Origin of the sequence: Agarivorans sp. B2Z047 (assembly GCF_023373605.1) — a bacterium.
GTDB lineage: Bacteria > Pseudomonadota > Gammaproteobacteria > Enterobacterales > Celerinatantimonadaceae > Agarivorans > Agarivorans albus.
Genome location: NZ_CP088080.1, coordinates 5,277,916 through 5,298,843 on the forward strand (window position 1 = coordinate 5,277,916; position 20,928 = coordinate 5,298,843).

The following is a 20,928-nucleotide window of genomic DNA, read 5'->3' on the forward strand; positions in this document are numbered from 1 at the left end:
AGATCTTGTTAATGAAGGGCGATCTAAGCAGGGGAAAAACTGGGATCTAATTTGCTGTTTATCCACAGGTGGAAATGGGTATAAGCTTATCCATAGGAATAACTATGTTAAATTAATAGCTATTCCCTAGGGTTATCCACAGTATTTAGTTCACATTTAGCTCATTTTTCCAGCTTTCTAACCATGCAACTGCTGGTTCTTCAGGCACTGGTTCTAGATCAACATCTATTTCCAAGCGCTCTTTTAGCTTTTTGGCACCCAAATTACTTAAGGTTTGGTCGAGATCTTTACCTGCTCCACAAAAGGTATCGTAACTGCTACTACCAATAGCCACTACGCTATAAGAAACAGAAGAAAGATCTGGTTGGTTTTCGAGTAAATGTTGGAAAAATGGCTGTAGATTGTCTGGCACATCTCCTGCGCCATGAGTAGAACTGCAAATAAGCCAAAAAGCTTGCTGATTTAGCTCTTGAAACTCTGCATCTAAGTGAATTTTTACTTGATGCTGTTCTTTTAATAGCGCTTCTAGCTCATCAGCGACGTATTCAGCTGAACCGAGGGTTGATCCCACAATGATTTCTATATCCACTTACGATCCTGTTAAATGTAGAGTCTTGGCTACATTGTAACGTGATCTAATAGGGTTTAACTAGCTGCGAATTTATTGTGATCTAGTTGTTGATAGTTTCACGTGAAACCTCAGTAAAATTCGCTTTACCCGCCATCTAAGCTGATGATCCCATTTGATGTGTGTGAATAAGAGTTGTGCACAAATTACCTAAATGGCTAATGGGGTTTGTTTCTAAACTCTGCTTTACACAAATTAATTAGCGCTTGCTGAGCTGGGGAAATCGTTGTTTGTTTGCTGTAAATCAAGCCAAGTTGTTCATTGGCAATGGCATCGTTATGGGCTAAGACCACTAACTCACCCGTTTCAATATACGGATTTAGCTGCTGTTGTTGGCCGACAAAAACGCCAACACCACGTAAACAAAGTTCAATAGCCAGCGAGTGATGCTCTACTGCAATTTGTCTTTGTACTGTATCGGGATCCCACAACTCGGTATTGGTTGAAGAAAGCACAGTTATCCAGGTATGGCTTAGCACTTGTTGAAGAGTTGTAGACGTTGCAGACGCTAATTGGTGAGTTCGTGAACATACAGCTACTACTGGCATTTCACACAAAGGTTCTACAGTAAATTGGCTAGGAAAAGCATCTCGGTAAAAACAAACGGCTAAATCCAATGATGGCTGTTGTTGCCAGTTGAGTAGCTGCTCATCGCGGCGTTGGTAAATATGTAAATCTACTTGCGGATAGGCTTGGTTAAATTGGCTAAGCACCTTTGCTATAGAACTATCTTGCAAATAAGCACTTACTCCAAGGTTTAACCTTAAACAATCCAGGTTGGCAATTTGCTCTACCTGTTCGCTTAGGTGCTGTTTTGCACTTAGTAACTGCTCACACAAGGGAAGCATTTTTAAGCCTTGTTCCGACAACACCGGCTTGTGGCCGCTCCGGGTAAACAACTCAACATTCCAATCTATTTCTAAATTACTTATCCATTGACTAAGTTGGGCGCGGTTTTTCTGCATCTTTTTGGCAGCGGCTGAAATACTGCCCAATTGATGACTTAATACAAAAGCTTGGATTGCTTGAAGATTCATTTGGGATCCTCTGTGTTAATAAAAGCTAACAGACTCTGATTTGTTAGCGCAGTGCCATCTCATCATCATAGCGGCGATGGACTGTTTTACGAGTATGTAACTGGTACTCAATGATGCACGGATGTTTTAGTAATCATCTACTGAAAGGTTCCAAAATGAAAAAAATTATCGTCGCTTCTACCATTTCGCTTGCGCTGTTTAGTCAATTTGCAGTGGCTAATGCAATTCGTGGTGAAGTTGCCGCAGAAAGTAACCGTACTGGCCCGCATCTAGGCATTTTGAAAGGCGGTTATGAGTTTGATACTGATTACGGTCAGTTTGGCTTTGATGTTGAGGCAAAAAGCCGTTTGGGTGGGCGACCTTATGGCGAAAATCAGCATGAGTCAGGTTTGCACGAAGCTACCTTTGCTGCAGATTATACCTACAAGTTCGGCAATGCTTATGTTCAGCCAAGAGTTGAATATACACGTAATGTCGCTAACGACGCCAACACCGGTAAGTTTGCTCTTAAAGGTGGTTATAACTTTGATAATGGTATTTTTGTTGCTGCACGTTACCGTTACGAAGGTACTCAAAATAACAACAGCTTAAATAAAGCAGAACTAGGCGATGTAAAAACTAACCGAACCGATTTAACCGCGGGTTGGGCTGGTGACATTGTTGGCGTGTCTTTTAACTACATTCATAAAGACGCAAATGCAGAGCACAAAAACAATAACCTAAAAATCAATGAACTTGAAACTAAGGTGTTCCTTACCAATTTAGGAAGCTACCAGCCTTATGTTCAATATACTCAGAAAAACTTTGATAGCAGTGGCTACAACAGCAGCCCGCTAAAAGATGATAGCCAGATAAAACTTGGCGTTAGTATGAAGTTTTAAGATAACAAAAAAAAGAGCGCCATAGGGCGCTCTTTTTAGTTGGTTTAACTGTGATGTTTAGTGGTAGTTCAGCGAGGTCGCTTTGCCTCTAAATACCCAGTAAGAAAAGGCGGTATACATTAGGATCACCGGTACAACAATCAGAGCGCCAATTAAAATCACAATCAGTGATTCTGGCGCAGATGCCGCCTCCCAAATATCCATTTGTCCAGGTACTACATCGGGGAAGAAGCTAAAGCCCAAAGCGCTAAAACATAGCAAAAATATCAGCATAACTAAGCTAAATGGTACCCAGCAGTGGCGATCGTTTTCTTTAGGTAAACGCCCTAGCAAAAAGTCGTTAAACAAAAATGCTGCAAAACACAAAGCTGGGATCAGCAATACAAACATGACCAATGGGAAGTCAAACCAGCGATCAAATACACCAGGGTTAACTAAAGGGTTAACGATAGATACCGCGATCACCCCCATGAAACAAAAACGGCCAGTGGTCTTGGTCCAAGCAACAGCACGTTGCTGTAAGCTGTTTTCGGTTTTCATTACTAACCAAGCTGCACCGATATAGCTATAAGCTGCTGTTACGCCTAGGCCACTAAGCAAACCAAATAAATGGGTGCTTATGCCACCCTCAAAACCCATTACATACAAACCTAACATGTAGCCTTGAGCTAGGGTGGTGAGTATAGAGCCTGCTTTAAAGGTTCTGTCCCAAGCTAACTTATGGTCCACTGCTGCTTTAGCTCTAAAGTCAAAAGCTACGCCACGCATAATAAGTCCGATCAGCATAATTGCGACTGGAATATACAAGTGGTAGAGCACAATGCTATGTGCTGCTGGAAAGGCAATGAGCATGATGCCAACTGCCAGTACTAACCAAGTTTCGTTGGCATCCCAAAACGGACCAATAGAGGCAATCATAGTATCGCGCTGCGCTTCGTCGGCTTCGCCCATTGGCAGCAAAATACCCACACCTAAGTCGTAGCCATCTAAGATTGCGTAAACAAGAACCGAAAGTCCCATTAAGCCGATAAAAATAACCGGTAACCAGTAGGCGTCCATCATGCTTTAGCACTCCCTTCAACGTTGTCTTGTGGCTGATTAACATTGGTTAAGTTGCCGTCGGGTTTGGGTTCGTTAGTTTCAAACTCTTCTTCTTTAACCGCTTTACGTGCCATTAAGAAAACCGTGTGAATGTAGGCAACTAACAAGAAGCTATAAACGATTAGATACAGCGCTAACGAAAATGCCACGTTTGAAGCGGGTAGGCTGGTTACAGCATCTTCGGTTCTTAGTACTCCGGTTACTAACCAGGGTTGGCGGCCTATTTCGGTTACATACCAGCCGGCAAGGGTGGCTACCCAACCTGAGAAGGTTGTACCTACCAATACTTTTAGCATCCAATTTGGCATTTTGCCTTTACGCACCATGTGGTAAGAGCCAAACCAACTTAGGGCTAACATCAGTAGACCCAAGCCCACCATTACCCGGAAACTCCAAAAAACAGGTGCTACTGGCGGGTGCTCGTTTTCAAATTCGTTTAAGCCTTTAAGCTCGCCATCTAGCTCGTGAGTTAAAATTAAGCTCGCTAACTTTGGAATACCAATGGCAAATCTGTTGGTTTTAGTTTCTTCATCTGGCAATGCAAATAACAGTAATGGAGCACCTTTCTCGGTTTCCCAGATACCTTCAATGGCAGCAATTTTTGCAGGTTGATGTTCAAGAGTATTTAAGCCATGAAAATCACCCACTAAAGCCTGAGTTGGCGCTAGTATCGCTGCCACTATTAGGCTTACTTTTAAGGTAAGGCGCGGAGCTTTTTTAACGTCGCCTTTTAAAATTCGATAGGCTGAAATACCGGCGATAAAAAACGATGCAGTTAGGCCAGATGCTAACAACATATGGGTTAAGCGATAAGGAAATGATGGATTAAATACGATTGCAAACCAATCGGTTGGATAAGCAACACCATCACGCATTTCAAAACCGGTTGGGGTTTGCATCCATGAGTCTAGCGCTAAAATCCAAAATGCCGACAAACTGGTACCAATCGCTACCAATATGGTTGCTAGGGTATGTACTTTGTTTGGTACCCGTTTAATGCCAAACAGCATAATGCCCAAGAAGGTGGCTTCTAAGAAAAAGGCGGTAAGCACCTCGTAACCAAGTAAAGGACCTGCAATATTACCCACGGTTTCCATAAAGCCTGGCCAGTTAGTACCAAACTGGAATGACATGGTAATGCCGCTTACAACACCAATAGCGAAGGAAAGCGCAAACACCTTTACCCAAAAGCGATAGGCGCGCATCCAAACCGGGTTACCGGTCATATCGTGGCGAACTTTAAAAAATACTAGGAACCAACACATCGCAATGGTGATGGTGGGAAACAGGATGTGAAAGCTGATATTGGCAGCAAACTGTATCCTTGAGAGCATTAGGGCATCAAGCATGGTTAAGCCTCGTTAAGGTTGATAATCTCATTAGCTGGCGGCAGATCCCTTGTTACCAACGATTTTGTCTTTTAACTCTAAAATTCTGCTAATACCTGAGCCCATCTTCATTAAACTCTGCAGTTTGTCTGGATTCATCGTATTAAGTGCGTATGACCATTGAGTGATTAACTCTAAGAGATCGTGGATCTCTTCCATTTTTTGCTGAGTAAACTGGTCTGCTTCGTTTTCTGGTTCTTCCAATAAATTAGAACGTAGTAAAGAGAGGGTTGGGTCAACTTCGCGCTTACTGCGTTCTTCAAATACAGTTCTCGCCATATCCCAAATGGACCCGGCGGCAGTAAAAAATTCTCGGCGCTGACCTGCTTGGTGGCTTAGCTTTACTAAGCGCCAAGACTGTAATTCTTTTAAACCCATGCTGACGTTGCCGCGGCTAATGCCCAGCTGTTGCATAATTTGTTCGGCGTGCAAAGGCTCTTTGTTAATCACTAACAAAGCCAATATTTGACCAACCGTTCGGTTAAAACCCCAACGGCTGCCCATTTCGCCAAAATGAAGAACAAAAGCTTGGCTCTTCTCTGATAATTGCACGCGCTAAATCCTTTTATTGAACTTTCAGAAAACAGTGAAACTTTAATTGAAAATTGATTTAAGTCAATATTTTTAGTGATAATTGATGGAGAGTGATGAAACTGTGAGGCAGATTTAGCTTAGTTTGAGAGTGGGTTTATCTGTTAATCGAAAACCTGATAATAGCTTTATTTTTACTTGCTGTTTATCAGGTTTTATTGGTGTTTATCTATATTTTAAGGGTGGCTTGGTAGTAGTGAATACTTACTTATTAAGCTACTTTCCGATACAGAAAGTGAAGACGCCCATAAACACAGGTGTGGTTGCACACTTGGGGGACCGATTGGGGACCAAATTGATAAATGTGTTCTCAACCCAAGTGTACTTTCCTAATAGAATATAGTTATTTGTTCGCTATATGTCTTTCAAATCTTACCGTTAAAATGACTAAATGTTTAGCCCTGTATGCATTCAGTATGAACTCTACACTTAGCCATGATGCTGTTTGACTACCAGTTTTTTCTCCCCATACTATTGCGTATATTATTCTTAAATCGGCTGCAAATACTTAAACAAACAGCGCCGCATACATGAGGTTCAAGTATTGTTATCGTTATCGATTCAAACTCTAGAGTGCTTTATCGCTGCGGCAGAGACTGGCGCATTTAGTAAAGCTGCCCGAAAAATAGGAAAATCGTCATCCTCTGTCAGCCGCTGGATATGCGAATTAGAAGATGATCTTGGCTACTTATTGTTCGAAAGGAAAAGTAACGGGCTTGTCGTAGTATTAAGCCCAAAAGGTGAGGCGCTGTTACCTAAAGCTAAAATTGCAATTGATTACATGCGAAAACTGGAAGACCTTGCCTATTCATTGCACGGTGACGCATTTCCACTTGAGTTAACAGTTAGTTTTTGCGAATTAATAGACGGAGAAGGCATTGCCGAAGTCATTCAAGATCTTAAAGCTACCTGGCCAACCCTCCAAATTGCGCTTAAAAATATTGACATGGTTCATATTCAACTGGCTATTGACAGTAATGATGTCGATTTTGCGTTAGGCGCATATGCTGACTCTTTTTATCCTAATATAGGCGGGGTTGTTGTAGGCGAAGAAAATATCAGTTTAATTGCTCATCCCGATAATCCTTTATGCCAAGAACCTGAAGTGCAACTAGACATGCTAATGTCTCAAACGGCTATATGGTCTTCCCCTTATGAAAAAGCTTTACGAAATGACCGAACACTTTTTGATAGCGTGGATGTAATAGAATGCGGTGAAGCGAGCACAGTAGTGTCATTAGTAAAGAAAAATTTAGGAATTGCATTGCTTCCAGAATACATCTCGCACTCTGCTATTAAATCTGGTGAAGTAGTCGCGCTCAACTATAACCAAAGGGAGATTACGCCATCGTTCCCTATGATGTTGTACTATCGGATGGATTACCCACACCCAGAAGTGACCGAACAAGTTATTAGCACACTAAAGAGTTGGTTCGGTTATACCAAATAGCTTATTTTTTAGCTCTTTCGCCATTCGTAACTGAAAGGTTTCGTACTGCTGTAAAGCCCTACTTTTTTAGTACATTCACTAAATTCAAGTTAGCTACTTCTCAGTTTTGCTGCTGCCACTCTTACACTATTTACAGCTCCAACCTTAATAAACATCTCATTTATCATTTCTATCTACACTAAACATTTCTCTTTTATTATCCCAATTATGGGATGATTCGAACTACGAGTTAGACAAATTTGAGTTTATCTTGGCCTCACTGAATAAGTTCTTTAAACAAAAATACGTCCAGTTGGAGGAAACATCATGAAAAACTCAATCATCATCGCAACACTAGCAACTAGCCTGTTAAGCACTTCGTTACTTGCAGCTGAACAGGAGCAAAGACAAGAACACGACATTAACTATGGTGACCCAACAGCAGCATATTCTACCGTTGGAGTCTCACGCGCTGCTGACTCTATGATGTTAAACCTACAAGTCAACAAAGGTAACAATATCTACCAAGTTGATTACGGCTTTAATGATAAAGCGCTAGGTGATGACAAAGGCCGCGAAGGCAACCAGAACTACCGAGCTCGTATGTTTCATGTAACTGATGAGGGTTTTGGTGTATCAGCGACTCTTTTGGGGTCACACAATGCAGACAAATCTGGTAGCGATACTGCTCTTGTTGGTGCTCTTTATCGTTACCAGGTATCTGACAACGTAATGATTTTCCCAATGCTAGATGTTGGTCGACAGTTCAGTTACTCGACCAGTGATAATGGCGCTAAGACCCGTGAAGAGTCTACTATCGTCCAACCTGGTGTGTTCTTACTGTACGCATTCGACGATGGCCACTGGTTATCTGCTAACCCTCGTGTTCAGTACAACGCTCGTCATAATGATTGGGTTGCTTCTGCTGAAATTGGCGGTGGTTATATGATCAATGACCTGTTCTCTGTTGGTTTCCGTATCGACCATAACGAAGGCACAGACCGAGTTAAAGAAGATACTAAGTTTATGCTTCAAGCTAACTACTACTTTTAATCCAAACATTATTAGCGCTTTTAAAGCCCCGATATTTGCACACCTGTTATCGGAGTAAGCATAACCAGAATACTAGAAACACTTTTTGGGATGGCTAGATTCCTCTCAGGTAAGTGTTGGTTAAAGATAACGATATAGAGAAAAAACCATGAAAACTTCATTTTTAGCCGCAGCTCTAACAGCTGTAATCGCTCTTCCCAGCTTCGCAACATCAGATGTAAACACCGTGACAAGCCTAAATGGTGTCGAAGTTGTATTGCAAGGTACGCAAGCAGAACCAAACAACGTTATTGTGCAAGCTGAATTACCAGTCATTGAGTTTGATGGATTAACCTTTAAAGGCGGTCAACAAATCGTTGCGGGTTACAATGACGCATTCGGTGCCACTTACTATCAGGATTTCGCCAAACGTTACAACGATGAAATTAAAGAAGAGTTCACCGCGGAAGAAATTAAAAAAGCAGTAGCTGTTAATAATGCCTTTATTGAAGACTTTCCACGCATAAAAGCTTTCATTGAAGGTATTGCTGACGCATCAGGCGCATCAGTAGAACACATCCAGCTTGCGTTCTGGGCTGAAGATGCTTTGTTTTCTAAATCAATGCTAAGCGTCGGTGATCAACTGTTTGATGGTAAAGAATTCACTCGTCATGGTGAAGACGACAAAATAAAAGGCTGTACTGCTGTTGGTTTTACTAACGGCATATTGGGTCAAAACATGGATTTACCCCTTAACATGTCTGGTGAGTCTGCAACCTGGAAAAGTGATGAGTTGATTGCAAGTGGTCCGTCTCCGTTTCATCCGGTTATGAGCATGTCTCGCAACATGGCATCTAACACCAATACCATTGACGCATTCTCAACGGTTGCTTTAGAAAACGGTATATCAATCGGTTTAATGTACATCACCGCCATCACTCACAATGTGAGTGTTGATGAAGCTGAAGTGATGATGTCTAAGTACCAAATAGCTGGTGCGGCGTCTACCACCTTAGCAGATAAAAAAGGCGGACTTAAAACCTTCGAATGGCACGCTAATGGTTTCAAGACCTTCGATCAAGAAGATGGTTACATTGTTCACACCAATCACCCTCGTGACCGTGAACAAGAATTGGCCGATGTGCTTTACGATGGGGATCTTTATGAATTCAACAAAGCGATGAAAGAGACGGTCTCTCGATATGAAGTTGCGTCAGTCTATGCTAAATACGATCTAGAACGCAGCGCAGGTTCAATTAAAGACCTGCTAACACAGCGTCCTATTTTGTTAGCACCTACTGCTGATAACTACTTCATTTCTTCTATGTCGAACGTGTCAGATATTAACGCAGGTTGTCAGTATGTTGCACCGTATCGTCCAGACCTAACGGGCTACACAGCAGTGTGCTTCGACAAATAGTATTAATAGATTTCGTCCTACTCCCGAAAACAAAGGCACTCATTACGAGTGCCTTTGTTATATGTTATCTATCGATAAAAACTATAAAGTATAAGTTTATCTTTTTGCCCTTTCGTATTCCTTAGCAAATTATTTTAATAACCTTCATCTTTGCGGTTAAGCCATTCAGGCCAACCATATTTTTGGGTTCAATGTATCTTTTACTCATGTGTGTCACATTCAGCCCGCTCTCGCACATTATGATACTAGCTCACTCAAATTATCTGCTAGTTCAAATCCCAGGGTAGGATCGTACTTTCCTAGCCTGTGTTGAGTGAGCAAATCTGATGTGATCCAATGAACTTGCTCGAACACTTGATCGTTGTTGAAGAAACCCGCTCTGAAGTTAACCAAAGGCATGACCTCGTGGGCGTCATGTTCCTCGTACTGAGCGCCATCATGTCAGGTGCCGAGGGCTGGCAAGACATACAATCTTACGGTGATCATAAACTGCAATGGTTGCGTAAGTTCCGCCCGTTTTAGCATGGCATCCCCTGCGGGCAGGATGTGTTATCCACGAAGATACCAACCCCATCGGCGACAGAGATGCCGCTGATCTGTTTGCATTGTTCCGGCGCATTGCGCAGAACCTTGTGGCGCAATATCCCTTGAAGCTGAGCAAGAAGTTCAAGCTAAAAAAGCCGGTTGGAACAATGAATTCAGGACAGAGCTGATCTTTGGTAAACAGATTTAACAAAATAGGCTCCGACCCTAGTCTAAAACACTCCTCCTGCAGGAGTATCCCAAAATTGGGATGATTCGAACTACTTGGGAAATATAATTAGGTTTATTGTAGGCCTACTGATTAAATTCTTTAAACAAAATCCCTACATACAGGAGACACACTATGAAAAAATCAATTATTGCTTTGTCTGTGGCACTATTTATTGGTTCTTTTGGTGCACATGCGGCGGCGCCTGCCTTATCTCTAGAGCAAGTCAAAGAAGTGAAAGTTAACTTCAACAAAGATACTTGGAATACCTAAAATAATCACGACGAAGTCCGTTACGCTTACACTCATGTGAATGAGTTTTTCCCAACGGCAACAATCAGTAAGGGAAATGCGGATGCTAAGCAAATCCCGGTGAACTTAGATAAAGCATTCGCTGAATTCTCAGCTAAGACACCAAACCTTGGTGAGATGACCTTCGATGATTTCGTTAATGAACATATGGATGCAGCGATTGTTGTCCATAAAGGCAAAATTGTTTATGAAAACTACCCGCGCATGGATGAAGATCAGAAACACATCTGGTGGTCTATTTCTAAAGCGGTGGTTGGTACATTAATTGCCATGCTTGAAGATGAAGGTAAAGTTGACCTTGAGCAACCTATTAAAACCTACATCCCTGAATATGCTGATTCAGACTGGGGTGACATCAAGCTTAAGCATGTTGTTGAAATGCAAGCTGGCATGTTAGGCCTTGAAGCTGATGATCCTAATGCTTACTTAGACATGGACAGCCCTTACGCCTTGTATGAAAACAGCTTAGGTTATGCTGGTGAAATCGATAAAGGTGTAGGCAGCACTTGGGACTACGTTAAAACTCTTACAAGTCACCGCGAAGCAGGCACGAAGCATGAATACACTGGTGTGGCGACATTCGTAGCACAAGCGGTTGTTGAGAAAATCGAAGGCAAGCCTTTTAATGAGATCATGCAAGAGCGCATCTGGAAACACATCGGCGCTGAGCAAGAGGCTAACGTTATCGACTTTAAGCATGGTGCTCAGCCTGGCTCAGGTGGTATTAGTAGCACTTTGCGTGACATTGCTCGCTACGGTATGCAGTACACTCCAAGCTGGAATGTAGTTAGCGATACCCAAATCGTTAGCGACAACGTTATTAACAACATCCAAACTACAGGTACTAACGAAGAAAGTGTCGCTGCATTAGAGGCAGGCATGACTTATGGCTACTTTAATCAATATGTTTTCGGTGGAATTGAAAGTGTGTCCTACCAGATGGACGGTGTAATGGTTAATGGTGACTTCTTTAAAGCGGGTTATCATGGCCAAACCTTGTATGTATCACCTGATAACGACTTAGTTGTTGTTACTTTTGCTACAGGCCATGGCTACGATGGCTTCACTTATGCTGCTGGCTTCTCTAACGCTATGGATGCAGCTAAGGCAAAATAAGCCTCAATTCGGCGAGCAATCGCTTACTCCCGTACTGAGAGCCCCCTAAAATAAGGGGGCTTATAAAGTTTGAGGTTATGTTCCTCTTAATGGTAAGGCCTGAGAATCCTAGACACTTTCTAGATTCTCAAAATACTGCTGTTCAAAGTCCGCAGGAGATATACGGTCATTGTTAGTATGTCGACGTTTCGGATTGTAGAACATTTCGATATAGTGGAACATAGCTTGTCTAGCCTCATCCCTCGTTTTGTACTTAGTATTGCGTACTTTTTCTTTCTTTAAGTTGCTAAAGAAGCTTTGTGCTACTGCGTTATCCCAACAATTCCCCCTACGGCTCATACTGGGTTTTATATCCAAGCCAGTCAGTAGCTTTCTAAAGTTACGGCTGGAGTATTGAGATCCCTGATCAGTATGTAAGTTCACTGTATTGTTCAGCTTTCGCCGCCAATACGCAGCGGCTAAGGTATCAAGCACTAAATCCTCAGTCATACGCTCTCCCATAGACCACCCAACGATGTTGCGAGCATACAGATCCATTAGTACTGCAAATTCACGATTAAGCGTATTGGCTGCAATGATGTCTGGTTTACCACCATAATAGCCCTTCGGTGATTTATAGCCACGCTGTGTTTTTAACCCTGCTTGACGCATTAATCGCAGCACTCGGTCTCGGCCACAGGTAATGCGAGCTTCAAGTAAATCCTTATGAATATTGCGATAACCGTAATGCCCGCCGCTCTCAATCCAGAACTGTTTTATCTGACCCATGAGTTTTTTATCTGCTCGTTGTCGCTCGCTTAATGGTTGCTACGAGATTTTATGAACGGGTAGCGTTCTTTGACTCGCTTGCAAAGAACACGGCGGCTTCCTTTAAGATGTCCCTCTCTTGCTGTGTACGTTTAAGCTCTCACTTAAGCCTAGCGACTTTAGCTTGAAAATCTTGCTCTTGAACAGGCTTCTTAGGCGGTTTTGCGTAGGTACGCATCCAGTTATACAAGGCTTTAGTGCTGATACCTAAACGCTCTGCGACATCTGCAACGGCATAACCGTGAACAGTAATTTGATTAACTGCTTCATTCTAATTATCACCCCGCTCAAGAATCAAGCAAATCACCTATCGTTTATTCAGTCAAAAATAGACCACCCAGTGGTGTATCCCAAAAATGGGATGATTCGGACTACGAGGTAAATAAATTTAGGTTTATCGTTAGACCTAACGAATTACTCCTTTGAACAAAACTACGACCCGTTGGAGAAGCACCATGAAAAAACTACCTATTACATTAATCCTTATGTCTACTTTAGGCCTTTCTGTACAAGCAGCCGAATTGCCTTATCAACAGCAATATGCTGACCAAATGGGAGCAGAAGCTCCACACAAAACAGATCTTACTGATGCTACGCCAAATGCAGAAGGCGGAGCGGTTTATGCTAATCGTAACTTCTCTGAGTTTTCTGTTGTATCGTGGAACTTCGCACCTTCGCCAACTCCGTTAATTTTTAATGAGAGCATTACGCCACTCAATAATGACGAAGTCTTGCACTTAGAAGGTACCAATACTGACGGTTACATTGTTGTGAAAGACGGCACCATTGTTAAAGAGTATTATGCCCAAGGCATGTATAAAACCACCAAGCACGCAGTGTACTCTGTAGGTAAATCATATACTTCTGCAACCTGGCACAATCAATTGTTGCCTGTAATGGACAAAACAGTCAGTCAAATCATTCCTGAACTTGCAGACTCTATTTACAAAGACATTACGGTTCGAGATGTTTCTGATATGCGCACTCCAACTTATTGGGCGGAAGATTTTGGCGATCCAAACAGCCCTGTAGTGCTCTCTGGTTCTGCGACAGGCTGGGATTTTAAAGATGCCCAGTATGAACAAATTAGCTTTTTAAATTCATTAACTCGTAATCCTGAATTAGCTGATGGCGATTGGTATTACGTTAGCCCTAACACACTGTTGCTCGATAATATGGGCTCAGAACTTAGTGGTAAACATGCTTATGAAGGCATGAAGGCCTTCTATGACTGAGTATATATCTAATACTGTTGCCAACTTACATGGACAAGTATCTGCTGACGGTGGTCAATCTTACACTTTAAGAGACTTTGTAAAGTTGCCTCATGCTATGGCTGCTGACGGTATTGTTAATGGTAAAGAAGCCATCTCTCAAACATATATTGACGACGTATTTACCTCTAATCCAGAAAAAACAGCTGCATTTAAGAACAGTGCTTATGGCAGAGCACTGCCAATGCTTAAGTTCTACAGCAACCAGTGGTATGTCGTTGATGAAGACATTGCTATTGGCATGGGCTCTTTTGGTCAATTCATCGCCTTTAATAAAGCGACAAACGTGGCAATTGCTAAGTTTTCCACCTACAAAATAGGTCAAGACTTTGAGATTGCAGCTAACGACATTGCGTGGTTAATTGAGCAGGTTAAGAGCTATTAAGCTTCACTACAAAATAATACACCTTAGTTTGACAATACGTGGCTAACTGACTTAGCCGCGTATTTTTTATTGCGAACACATGCTCAGCCTCTAAATATCAGCTCATTTTGGCTGAGGCAAGCATAACCTTAGCGTCATCAGGCTCTCGCCTACATGCAGATTGAATGATTGGGTCTTGAGGTGGTTTGATCTTTGATATCAAGTTGCTGTTGAAAGTAGTTAACAAAACTGGCTGAGCGCTTTGTACTATCTTTAAAACCATACTTCTGAGATTGCCATTCAACTAGTCTCTTATTTTTAATTATTTCAGCAAGTTAATTGTTGTTTGCTCACTTTATTTTCCGATACAGAAACTAGTGAAAATGCGGCTGAGTAAATCGTCGGAGCTGAACTCACCGGTAATTTCGCTTAAGTGTTGTTGTACCAAGCGCAGTTCTTCGGCTAATAGTTCACCTGCTTGATAAACTTCTAGTTGGGTTTTGCCATTGTCTAAGTGTTCTGCGGCAAGTTCGATGGCGTTAAGGTGGCGACGACGCGCCATAAAGCCACCTTCCATATTGCCTTGAAAACCCATGCATTGTTTTAGGTGGTCTTTTAGCTCTGCTAAGCCTAGCTCGGTTTTCGCTGAAATCTTATAAACAGGATGTCCGTGATCCATTACTACGTCTAGGTTTTCGCCGGTAACATCGGCTTTGTTTCGCACTACCGTCATGCCCATATTGGTGGGTAGTTTTGCCACAAATTCAGGCCAAATTTTTTGTGGGTCGAGTTCCTCGGTGGTGGTGCCATCCACCATAAACAATACCCGATCAGCATTATTGATTTCTTCCCAGGCGCGCTCTATACCTATTTGCTCTACAACGTCTGCGTCATCACGTAAACCAGCGGTATCGATGATGTGCAGTGGCATACCGTCAATATGAATATGCTCGCGTAATACGTCACGAGTGGTTCCGGCTATGTCGGTAACAATGGCGGCTTGTTTTCCTGCTAGGGCGTTAAGTAGGCTTGATTTACCTGCGTTAGGGCGGCCAGCGATAACTACTCGCATGCCTTCTCGCAGTAACGAGCCTTGACGAGCTTGGCTTTGTACTAAGCCTAATTCTTCGATAATGGCGTATAAATCGGCTTGTACTTTTCCGTCGCTTAAAAAGTCGATTTCTTCTTCGGGAAAATCAATTGCGGCTTCAACGTAAATACGCAGGCGAGTAACACTTTCAACTAAGCTATGGATCTTGTTTGAAAACTCACCCTGCAGCGAATGTAAGGCACTTTTGGCTGCTTGTTCACTGGTGGCCTCAATAAGGTCGGCAATGGCCTCTGCTTGGGCTAAATCGAGCTTGTCGTTTAGAAATGCGCGTTCACTAAACTCACCTGGGCGAGCCATGCGTAAACCATCTATTTGGCAAATTTCACGAATTAGCATGTCTATTACTACCGGTCCGCCGTGACCTTGTAGTTCTAGTACATCTTCACCGGTAAAGGAATTTGGCCCTTTAAAGTACAGTGCAATACCTTGGTCAAGTGTGTCTCCGCTAAGGCTTTTAAACGGTAAGTAATCGGCGTAGCGAGGAGCAGGGCACTTGCCTAATAGCGTTTCGGCTACTTGCTGGGCTAAAGGGCCAGATACTCTAATTATGCCTACACCACCACGACCTGGGGCGGTAGCTTGCGCCACAATAGTATCAGTTGAATTCATGCTCACTCTCTTTGCTCATTTCTGCTGAAAATAAAAAATGCCATTCAGCCTTCACTGAATGGCATTTTAGCATTGTTGCGAAACTTTGTGCTTAGCGTTTATGCAATCCTTTTTTCTCAAGGTTACGGTAGATGATGGTTTGCTGAATCAGCGTCACCACGTTACTCATCAACCAGTAAAGTACTAGACCTGCTGGGAACCATAAGAAGAATACAGTAAAGATAACCGGCATAAACTGCATAATTTTAGCCTGCATTGGGTCGGCTACGGTGGTTGGAGACATCTTCTGAATGAAGAACATACTCACACCCATCAAAATAGGCAGAATGTAGAATGGGTCTTGTACCGATAGGTCGGTAATCCAACCAAAGAACGGTGCATGACGTAACTCTACGCTTTCCATTAATGACCAGTACAAAGCAATAAAGATAGGCATTTGTAGCAAGATAGGGAAACAACCACCTAAGGGGTTTACTTTCTCTTTCTTGTACAGCTCCATCATGCCTTGCGACATTTTCTGACGGTCGTCACCGTACTTCTCACGAAGTGCAGCCATTTTAGGTTGCAGCAAGCGCATCTTCGCCATAGAGGTGTATTGCGCTTTAGTTAGCGGGTACAACAAACCTTTTACGGTGAAGGTGATAAGAATAATTGCTACACCCCAGTTACCTACAATGCTGTGGAAGAAGGTTAGTAGTTTGTACAATGGTTGAGCAATAAACCATAACCAGCCGTAGTCTACGGTTAGGTCTAGGTGTTTTGCTGATTCAGCCATTTGCTTTTGCAGTTTAGGGCCAACCCATAACGAGCTAGTTAGGGTAGCTGTATCGTTAGGCGCAATGGTTTGTAAAGGCGCTTTGTAACCCATGAATACAAAACCGTTACCGCTGTTTGAATATAGCTGGTTGGTATCGCCTTCGTTTGGCAACCAAGCGGTTACAAAGTAGTGCTGCATCATCGCAACCCAACCACCAGTAGTGGTTTCATTTAGGTTAGATTTTTTGATGTCTTTAACGCTGTACTTTGAGTAACGAGTTGATTCGCTAGAGTAAGCACCGCCACGATAAACCGGCATTACCATGCTAGAGCTATGCTCTTTATCGGTTTGCTTAAGTTGGCTGTATAGTTGCAAACTTAGGTCGGAGTCACTTTTGTTGCTTACTTGAAAGTCTACGTTTACGTCGTAGCTACCACGAGTAAGGGTAAAGTTTTTAGTAAATACGTTACCGCTTTGGTCTTGGTAGTTAAGTGCTACAACCAGTTCATCGCTACCATCAGCAAGTTCAAAGCTGTTGCTAGTTACTTGGTAAACTGGGCGGCCGTTGGCGCTGGCATCTGGGCCATCACGACCAATTAAGCCGCTTTGGGCTACATAGGTAAAGTTAGGGTTTTCTTCTAACAGTACAAATGGTTCTGTTGAGTCTTCTTCTATTGGGTAGGCCAATAGTTCTGCACTCACTACATCACCGCCTTGAGCGCTAATTTTAAGCTTAAGAACGTCGGTAGTAACCGTGATTAACTGACCTGCAGCGGTAGCCTGCGTTAAGTCTGAATCGTCGTGAGATGAAGCACTGGCTGGCACATCACCATTTGCAGTAGTACCAGTTGCGGTAACAGTATTGGTAGCAGTAGTTACTACAGGCTGTGGGCCGTAGTCTTTTTGCCATTGCTGATATATAAGAAAACTTACAAACAGCAACCCAATTATCAGTAAATTGCGTTGAGATTCCATAATTTTAGTTAATCACTATTGGTTTTTTTGGAACCTGGAACCGGATCATGTCCGCCAGGATGTAGAGGATGGCATTTTAATAGACGTTGGCTTGCTAACCAACTACCTTTTAACACACCATGCAAATTAATTGCTTCAATCGCGTAATCTGAACATGTTGGCGTAAACCGGCAGCGCGGACCAAGCAAAGGACTTATCACGTATTGATAAGCCTTGATTGGCATAATTGCGATTATTCGCAACGGCGCGTTAGTCTTCGCCATGATTTCTCCAGAAGCTTGGTCAGGTCTTTATTATCTAAGTCTGAAATACCGTTCTTGGAAATAACCACTATATCTACTGCGGGCAACTTGTGCTGATGTAGACGAAAGCTTTCTCTTACCAAACGTTTAATTCGATTACGACCTACCGCTAGTTTAACGCTTTTTTTAGAAATAGCTAAACCTAGACGAGGGTGTTCTAGAGTATTGGTTTTGGCAAGGATAGTGAGTTGGGGGGTACCCACACGAACGGGGTTGGAGAATACATGTTTGAAATGCATGGGAGTTAACAAACGTAACTCCCTGCTAAAAGAATGTCTTTGCACTTAATTATGCAGACAGACTTGCGCGACCTTTAGCGCGACGACGTGCCAAAACTTGGCGGCCGTTTTTTGTTGCCATGCGAGCGCGGAAACCGTGGCTACGCTTGCGCTTTAGTACGCTTGGTTGAAAAGTACGTTTCATATTTATTACTCTTGCTAGCTAGTTTTTTACTGTACAGTCGGCGCAATTAACCAAAATGGTAGGCGCACCGGGTAAAAAAGAGGCGAAATTCTAATCATTCACCTCTTCTAAGTCAAACGAAAAATCGCTTAATCTTAAATACTGTTGTGGAAAAGATCCTTTGGATCTTCGGCGGCATTATAGTGCTCCTATATATAGGTGCAACTAAACAATGTAATTAGCCGTGATTACGCTTAACGATACGCGATATAAACTGTTGAGTTCGTGGATCTTTTGGCTGATTAAACAGTTCTTCTGGGCTACCTTGTTCAACAATGGTTCCATCACTCATAAATACCACGCGGTCGGCAACTTCGCGGGCGAAGGCCATTTCATGAGTAACAATAATTAACGTTTGTTTGCGCTCGGCCAGTTTTTTGATGAGTTCAAGCACTTCGCCAACCCATTCTGGATCTAAGGCTGATGTAGGTTCATCAAACAATATAGCTTGGCTGTGAGTAGCCATAGCACGGCCAATACCTATACGTTGCTGTTGGCCACCCGATAATTGGCTAGGGTAGTGTTTGGTTTTATCCGCTAGGCCAATATCTTTAAGTATCTTTCTTGCCTCGGCTAAGGCTTTATCTTTGGGTTGCTTCCAAACAGTGATCAACGCTTCAGCTATGTTTTGCTCTGAGTTTAAGTTGGCAAATAGCGAGTAATTTTGAAAGACAAAAGATAGTTTACGGCGCAGCGCAAGCACGTCTTTTTGTTGATGGCTTTGTGCATCTACTGTTAAACCATCTACGCTAATAAGGCCGGTATCGGGTTGTTCTAAGTAATTAATACAACGTAGGAAAGTAGATTTTCCTGTTCCTGATGGACCGATGATCGCTACAACTTCGCCCTCTTTTACTTCTAAATCGATACCGTTAAGCACATTTTGCCCATCGAAGGACTTGCTTAAATTGGAGATTTTTATCATCGTTAATAAGCCTTCGATAGTCGCTGTTCAGCAAGGTTTTGTAGCTGGGTAAATACTGCAACAACTGCCCAATAAATAAGTGCTACTGCTAAAAATGCTTCAAAGAACTTAAAGCTACTAGATGCTTCCATTTGTGCTTTAGCCATAATTTCTGCCACACCTAAGGTAAATGCCAAAGAGGTGCTTTTAATCATATCGATAAGATAGTTCATTAAAGAAGGCAGGGCAGTGCGCAGTGCTTGTGGAAGCACTACTCTCCGCAAAGCTTGCAGTCGAGTCATGCCAAAGGCGTAACAAGCGTCCCACTGGCTTTTATCAATAGAGTTAATGGCTGCTCTAATGCTTTCTGCTTTATAGGCAGAAAAGTGCAAACTCAAGCCGATAACCGATGCGCTAAATGCATCTAAGCCAATCAGAATTGGGAATACCTGAGGTAAGCCGTAATACAAGATAAACAGTTGTACCAGTAACGGCGTACCGCGGAAAAATGAGATAAATACCACTGCAAATTGATTAAGCAGCGGCAATTTAAATACACGAAATAGAGCCAATACTAGTGCAAGCACTAATGCAAAAACGGCTGCAACTGCAGCCATTTCCATGGTGGTTCCCAAATACTTAAACAGTATTGGGAACAGCTCTAACATGTAACCGAAGTCAAATGTAGACATTATTTGGTGATGTCTCCGTCAAACCATTTTTGAGAAATTGCGCTTAGGCTGCCATCTTGCTGCATAGCTTCTAAGCTAGCGTTAACTTTAGCTTGTAATGCTTGGCCTGCTTCGTTGTTTTTGAATGGCATCGCATTCTCGATGGTTTCGAAAGGCTGACCCGCTAGCGCTAAGGGTAGACCAGATTTCTTGATAAGTGCTAACGAAGATACACGGTCCATAACAAATGCATCTGAACGACCCAATGCAACATCTTGCTCGATGCCTGTATCGTAAGTCGCTATGTTAATTTGATTATCGGTGTCGTGTTTGCGCAATAGCTGCTCAAAGTTAGAACCTAGGTTTACTGCAACCTTTTTACCTTTTAAGTCGTCAATGCTAGTAATCTCGCTATTGCCTTTACGTACAACAATTTGCGCGCCATCCACCACATAGGGGTGAGAGAATAGGTATTTAGCTTTACGTTCGTCGGTAATAGTAATTTGGTTAGAAATCGTATCTACACGACCTGTCTCTAACATGCCAAATAGGCCAGAGAAGTTCGCGGTTACAAATTCAACTTTCCAATCATTACGTTTGGCCAGTTCATTCCAAACATCAACTTCAAAGCCTTGTAGCTGATCTTGTTTTACAAAAGTGAAAGGAAAATAACGACCAGACATACCTACTTTAACGGTATCTTGTGCAAATGCTGACCAAGGACTTAGGCTAACTAGCAGTAAACCAAGTAGCAATCGTGATTTATTTAGTAGTTTCATTTCTATTCTTCTGTATCTGTAGTTGTGTATGGGTAAAAATTCTAGTTCAGCCTCAGTAAATACACAAATACGCTGTTGTTATATCAAATAACTAAGCTGTTATCTGGCTCGGCGAATTTTATTCACATATTTGTTATCTGCTTGTGAATAATTCATAAGAAACCTAGAGTTTAAGCGGCTTCCGTTATAAAATAGACGGTCTTTTTGGTGATAACGCGGAGTCGCGA

General features: G+C 42.5%; 21 protein-coding genes and 2 pseudogenes. 9 read left to right on the forward strand and 14 right to left on the reverse strand.

The features are described from left to right. Window positions 1–145: 145 nt before the first annotated feature. A complete protein-coding gene (gene mioC / locus LQZ07_RS24410) occupies window positions 146–589 on the reverse strand; it encodes an FMN-binding protein MioC (protein WP_249483433.1) in 444 nt (147 codons plus the stop codon). 197 nt (window positions 590–786) lie between these two features. Further along, window positions 787–1,665, reverse strand: coding sequence for a LysR family transcriptional regulator (locus LQZ07_RS24415; RefSeq protein ID WP_152785091.1), 879 nt, complete (start codon window positions 1,663–1,665; stop codon window positions 787–789). A gap of 155 nt (window positions 1,666–1,820) precedes the next feature. Here LQZ07_RS24415 and LQZ07_RS24420 point away from each other — a divergent pair, with 155 nt between their 5' ends. Continuing rightward, window positions 1,821–2,546: an oligogalacturonate-specific porin KdgM family protein gene (locus LQZ07_RS24420; protein ID WP_194164204.1), complete on the forward strand. Its 726-nt coding sequence runs from the start codon at window positions 1,821–1,823 to the stop codon at window positions 2,544–2,546. 57 nt (window positions 2,547–2,603) lie between these two features. Here LQZ07_RS24420 and LQZ07_RS24425 read toward each other — a convergent pair whose 3' ends face one another. The 3 genes from LQZ07_RS24425 to LQZ07_RS24435 are packed head-to-tail and all read right to left on the reverse strand — an operon-like array spanning window position 2,604 to window position 5,587. Further along, complete coding sequence (locus LQZ07_RS24425) at window positions 2,604–3,608, reverse strand: cytochrome d ubiquinol oxidase subunit II (protein WP_152785087.1); 1,005 nt, start codon at window positions 3,606–3,608, stop codon at window positions 2,604–2,606. Next, a complete protein-coding gene (locus tag LQZ07_RS24430) occupies window positions 3,605–4,996 on the reverse strand; it encodes a cytochrome ubiquinol oxidase subunit I (RefSeq protein WP_152785085.1) in 1,392 nt (463 codons plus the stop codon). Before LQZ07_RS24430 ends, LQZ07_RS24425 begins: the two co-directional genes overlap by 4 nt. 30 nt (window positions 4,997–5,026) lie before the next feature. Further along, on the reverse strand, window positions 5,027–5,587 hold the full coding sequence (locus LQZ07_RS24435) for a GbsR/MarR family transcriptional regulator (protein WP_016400271.1): 561 nt from the start codon (window positions 5,585–5,587) through the stop codon (window positions 5,027–5,029). A 583-nt stretch (window positions 5,588–6,170) separates the two neighbouring features. On the opposite strand from LQZ07_RS24435, the gene LQZ07_RS24440 reads away from it, so the two are divergent. The 6 genes and pseudogenes from LQZ07_RS24440 to LQZ07_RS24465 all read left to right on the forward strand — a co-directional run bounded on the left by LQZ07_RS24440 (window position 6,171) and on the right by LQZ07_RS24465 (window position 11,686). Then, window positions 6,171–7,076: a LysR family transcriptional regulator gene (locus LQZ07_RS24440; protein WP_152785083.1), complete on the forward strand. Its 906-nt coding sequence runs from the start codon at window positions 6,171–6,173 to the stop codon at window positions 7,074–7,076. A gap of 306 nt (window positions 7,077–7,382) precedes the next feature. Further along, window positions 7,383–8,108 (forward strand): hypothetical protein, encoded by a 726-nt coding sequence (locus tag LQZ07_RS24445; protein ID WP_152785081.1) that lies wholly within the window; start codon window positions 7,383–7,385, stop codon window positions 8,106–8,108. Between the two features lie 148 nt (window positions 8,109–8,256). Continuing rightward, the gene (locus LQZ07_RS24450; protein ID WP_152785079.1) at window positions 8,257–9,507 is read left to right on the forward strand and encodes a hypothetical protein; all 1,251 of its coding nucleotides are present in this window, start codon (window positions 8,257–8,259) and stop codon (window positions 9,505–9,507) included. Window positions 9,508–9,843: 336 nt separating this feature from the next. After that, a pseudogene (locus LQZ07_RS24455) lies at window positions 9,844–10,026 on the forward strand (transposase family protein); the annotation flags it as partial. Between the two features lie 367 nt (window positions 10,027–10,393). Continuing rightward, window positions 10,394–10,531: a hypothetical protein gene (locus LQZ07_RS24460; RefSeq protein WP_194164203.1), complete on the forward strand. Its 138-nt coding sequence runs from the start codon at window positions 10,394–10,396 to the stop codon at window positions 10,529–10,531. Window positions 10,532–10,630: 99 nt separating this feature from the next. Further along, window positions 10,631–11,686 (forward strand): serine hydrolase, encoded by a 1,056-nt coding sequence (locus LQZ07_RS24465; RefSeq protein ID WP_152785077.1) that lies wholly within the window; start codon window positions 10,631–10,633, stop codon window positions 11,684–11,686. A 108-nt stretch (window positions 11,687–11,794) separates the two neighbouring features. Here the strand turns inward: LQZ07_RS24465 and LQZ07_RS24470 are convergent. Continuing rightward, window positions 11,795–12,746 (reverse strand): annotated as a pseudogene (locus LQZ07_RS24470) (IS3 family transposase). Between the two features lie 202 nt (window positions 12,747–12,948). Between LQZ07_RS24470 and LQZ07_RS24475 the strand changes: the two are divergent. Together LQZ07_RS24475 and LQZ07_RS24480 are read left to right on the forward strand one after the other, a co-directional pair. After that, window positions 12,949–13,728 carry a serine hydrolase gene (locus LQZ07_RS24475; protein WP_152785075.1) on the forward strand — a complete coding sequence of 260 codons (780 nt, stop codon included), beginning with the start codon at window positions 12,949–12,951 and terminating at the stop codon, window positions 13,726–13,728. Next, window positions 13,721–14,152, forward strand: coding sequence for a hypothetical protein (locus LQZ07_RS24480; protein ID WP_152785073.1), 432 nt, complete (start codon window positions 13,721–13,723; stop codon window positions 14,150–14,152). The genes LQZ07_RS24475 and LQZ07_RS24480 overlap by 8 nt, the downstream gene beginning before the upstream one ends. 334 nt (window positions 14,153–14,486) lie before the next feature. On the opposite strand, the gene mnmE is transcribed toward LQZ07_RS24480, so the two are convergent. From mnmE to LQZ07_RS24520, 8 genes are all read right to left on the reverse strand, one after another. Beyond that, complete coding sequence (gene mnmE / locus LQZ07_RS24485) at window positions 14,487–15,851, reverse strand: tRNA uridine-5-carboxymethylaminomethyl(34) synthesis GTPase MnmE (protein ID WP_152785071.1); 1,365 nt, start codon at window positions 15,849–15,851, stop codon at window positions 14,487–14,489. A gap of 91 nt (window positions 15,852–15,942) precedes the next feature. Then, window positions 15,943–17,583 (reverse strand): membrane protein insertase YidC, encoded by a 1,641-nt coding sequence (gene yidC, locus LQZ07_RS24490; protein ID WP_152785069.1) that lies wholly within the window; start codon window positions 17,581–17,583, stop codon window positions 15,943–15,945. Between the two features lie 8 nt (window positions 17,584–17,591). Continuing rightward, the gene (yidD, locus tag LQZ07_RS24495) at window positions 17,592–17,846 is read right to left on the reverse strand and encodes a membrane protein insertion efficiency factor YidD (RefSeq protein ID WP_152785067.1); all 255 of its coding nucleotides are present in this window, start codon (window positions 17,844–17,846) and stop codon (window positions 17,592–17,594) included. Further along, window positions 17,816–18,169, reverse strand: coding sequence for a ribonuclease P protein component (rnpA, locus tag LQZ07_RS24500; RefSeq protein ID WP_249483435.1), 354 nt, complete (start codon window positions 18,167–18,169; stop codon window positions 17,816–17,818). Before rnpA ends, yidD begins: the two co-directional genes overlap by 31 nt. Before the next feature lie 4 nt (window positions 18,170–18,173). Further along, window positions 18,174–18,308 carry a 50S ribosomal protein L34 gene (rpmH, locus tag LQZ07_RS24505; RefSeq protein ID WP_016400276.1) on the reverse strand — a complete coding sequence of 45 codons (135 nt, stop codon included), beginning with the start codon at window positions 18,306–18,308 and terminating at the stop codon, window positions 18,174–18,176. Between the two features lie 217 nt (window positions 18,309–18,525). Beyond that, window positions 18,526–19,272 carry an amino acid ABC transporter ATP-binding protein gene (locus tag LQZ07_RS24510; protein WP_152785065.1) on the reverse strand — a complete coding sequence of 249 codons (747 nt, stop codon included), beginning with the start codon at window positions 19,270–19,272 and terminating at the stop codon, window positions 18,526–18,528. A 2-nt stretch (window positions 19,273–19,274) separates the two neighbouring features. Continuing rightward, a complete protein-coding gene (locus LQZ07_RS24515; protein WP_040306767.1) occupies window positions 19,275–19,943 on the reverse strand; it encodes an amino acid ABC transporter permease in 669 nt (222 codons plus the stop codon). Then, the gene (locus LQZ07_RS24520; RefSeq protein ID WP_016400279.1) at window positions 19,943–20,701 is read right to left on the reverse strand and encodes an amino acid ABC transporter substrate-binding protein; all 759 of its coding nucleotides are present in this window, start codon (window positions 20,699–20,701) and stop codon (window positions 19,943–19,945) included. Before LQZ07_RS24520 ends, LQZ07_RS24515 begins: the two co-directional genes overlap by 1 nt. Window positions 20,702–20,928 lie beyond the last annotated feature (227 nt).